This window comes from Flavobacterium seoulense (assembly GCF_000695795.1).
GTDB classification, from domain to species: domain Bacteria; phylum Bacteroidota; class Bacteroidia; order Flavobacteriales; family Flavobacteriaceae; genus Flavobacterium; species Flavobacterium seoulense.
Window position 1 is genome coordinate 1 of sequence record NZ_JNCA01000042.1, and the last position, 3,004, is coordinate 3,004.

Sequence of the window (3,004 nt, forward strand, 5' to 3'; positions counted from 1 at the left end):
ATCCTATAGAGTATATAAATATATTTTTATAAGTTTGCAGTAAGAATATAGGTTTTTAGTGCATACAATATATTTATCAAATGTTTTTCAACGGTTAGCAGCTTAGAAAGCTTGGTATAAAATAGCTTAGAAACAGGAGTAGTTCTTGATTTTTTTTTTTGAGCCTTTCATGCAAAGTGAAAGGCTTTTTTAAAAATTTTATTCGAAAATTAAATAATGAGATCCAATAGAAACCGAAATATAATGATGCATTGCTGTCAGATGAAGATTCCTCCTTGTTGTTGTTGCCTGAACTTATTTTACTAGAAAAAATGTAGCTCTTTTGTAACAACTCAAAAGAGCTTTTTATTACAATAAATCCAATAAAGATTCAATAAACAACAAATCATGAGTACAGAAATAATTAAACAGAATCCCTTTCAATCTATGATTGACAGGTTTAATATAGCAGCAGATATTTTAAAATTAGACGAATCAATCCGTCAAAGACTGCAACGTCCTGAAAAACAAATTGTAGTTAATTTTTCAATTGTATTAGACAATGGAAAAGAACAAAATTTTGAAGGTTACCGTATTATTCACAATACTGCTTTAGGTCCTTCGAAAGGTGGAATTCGATACGATACTGCTGTAAATTTAGAAGAAGTTAAAGCGTTAGCAGCCTGGATGACCTGGAAATCTGCAGTTACAGGAATTCCTTTTGGTGGTGCTAAGGGAGGAATTATTTGTGATCCAAGCACGCATTCGAAAAGAGAATTAGAGAAAATAACCAGAGCTTACACTAAGAGTCTATCGGATATATTTGGCCCTCAAAAAGACGTTCCTGCTCCAGATATGGGAACAGGACCTGACGAAATGGGTTGGCTTATGGACGAATTTTCACAATTACATGGCCGAATAGTTCATGGAGTTGTAACAGGTAAACATTTACATGCTGGAGGTTCTTTAGGACGTGTAGAAGCAACAGGAAAAGGAGTCAGCATTATCACGCTTTTGGCTCTTGAAAAATTAAAATTGAGACCAGCAGGCTCAACAGTTGCCGTACAGGGATTTGGAAACGTAGGCATACACTCTGCCCTATTTCTTTATGAAAAAGGATTAAAAGTACTGGCTGTAAGTGATGTTTCTGAAGCATTGTACAATCCTGACGGAATTAATATTCCTGAACTGATTTTGTATTACAACCTCAACAATAAAAGTATTAAAGGTTATCCAAATTCAGTGACAATAAAACACGAAGAATTGTTACTTCTGGAAGTTGATGTACTGATTCCTGCTGCAAAAGAAGACGTCATTACGCGACAAAATGCTCACGAGGTTAAAGCAAAAATTATTGTAGAAGGTGCTAATGGTCCTGTTTCTTCAGATGCTGATGCTATTTTGGAAGCCAATAATGTCTTAGTAATTCCGGATATTTTAGCCAATGCTGGTGGTGTTACAGTTTCTTATTTTGAATGGCTTCAAAATACCCTTGTTGAAAAATGGGGAGTAAATCAGGTAAACAGACAATTGGAAAACATATTAGAAAAAAGTTTTGAAACTGTTTTTCGTACCGTTAAAAAATACAATGTGTCACCCCGAATTGCGTCTTATATACTTGCTTTACAAAAAGTAGCCGAAACACAATCTGTAAAAGAAGTAGCCCTGACTGCTGAGAATTACAAACAAAATTAAACGATTTTAAAAATTAAAAAGAGATATTGTATCTGTTCTAAACTTGAAAATGGAATAATTGATACAATATTTCTTTTTTAAAATTTAGTATTAAAAATGAAGCATATTAATTTTCTTGCCTTTGTAATGCCTGCGTTCTTTCTATTTTTATATTTAGAATTTAAGCTCGCTCAGCGTAGAAAACGACCAGAAATCTTTAATTATGAAAGTTCTGTGTCCAATATTAGTATTGGTATTGCCGAAAGATTAATCAACTTATTTATAGCAGCTAGTTTTTACCAGCTGTATTATTTTATCTATGATGATTATCGCATTTTTGATATTCCCAGCAACGCTTTTATCTGGATTTTACTGATTCTGATGACCGATTTTGTTTGGTATTGGTATCATAGACTGGGACATGAAGTCAATTTTTTCTGGGCTGCACATATTGTCCATCATCACAGTGAAGCATTCAATTTTACTACCGCCGCTAGAATTACCACTTTTCAGGCTATTATTCGAACGGGATTTTGGTGTATATTACCCTTTTTAGGATTTCATCCTTCGATGGTAATTACCATGTTATTAGTTCATGGTGCTTACTCTTTTTTTACACACACCCAACTTGTAGGTAAAATAAAATGGCTCGAATATGTTTTTGTAACTCCGTCGGTTCATGGTGTACATCATGCCTCTGATGAAAAATATTTAGACAAAAACTTTGGCGATATGTTTACGTTTTGGGACAGACTTTTTGGAACTTTTCAATCCGAAGAAGAAAAACCAAAATACGGCTTAACACACCCGTTAAAAAGCTATAGTTTTCTTTGGCAGCATTTTCATTATTATTTCGAAATTTTCGAATTATACAAGCGTTCGAAAGGATTTAAAGCCAAATTTCTAGCCGTTTTTGGAAGTCCGGCTCACATGGATCAAAATATTCGTCCGTTGCTGGAAAAACGATTTCTTCAGGATAAATCCACTTCTAATAAACGACTCCGATTTAGAAATTATCTTTATATACAATTGGCAATCTGTATTCTGTTTTTAACCGTTTTCACCTATTCTTTTGAAACATTAACAATAGCCGATAAAGTTTTTGTATTGTCTTTCATTCTAATCACACTCATCAATTGTGGTGCTTTATTAGAACACCGAAAATGGATTTATTATCTGGAATACGCAAGAATATACATTATTACCAGTTACTTTTTATACGAAGAAAACTTAATTGCTTTCTTTCTTGTTCCTTTATTGATTATGTTTTGTGCCGAGCAACTCTTCTCATTAGGAAAACGCTATCGGGATGTAATCTTGCAATTAGAAACTTAAATTCAAAAGCCTGTAA

General features: G+C 33.4%; 2 protein-coding genes. Both read left to right on the forward strand.

The window, feature by feature from the left end; genetic code table 11:
- Nucleotides 1-387: 387 nt before the first annotated feature.
- A complete protein-coding gene (locus FEM21_RS15870) occupies nucleotides 388-1,674 on the forward strand; it encodes a Glu/Leu/Phe/Val family dehydrogenase (protein WP_236353697.1) in 1,287 nt (428 codons plus the stop codon).
- A gap of 96 nt (nucleotides 1,675-1,770) precedes the next feature.
- Complete coding sequence (locus FEM21_RS15875) at nucleotides 1,771-2,988, forward strand: sterol desaturase family protein (protein WP_035662652.1); 1,218 nt, start codon at nucleotides 1,771-1,773, stop codon at nucleotides 2,986-2,988.
- Nucleotides 2,989-3,004 lie beyond the last annotated feature (16 nt).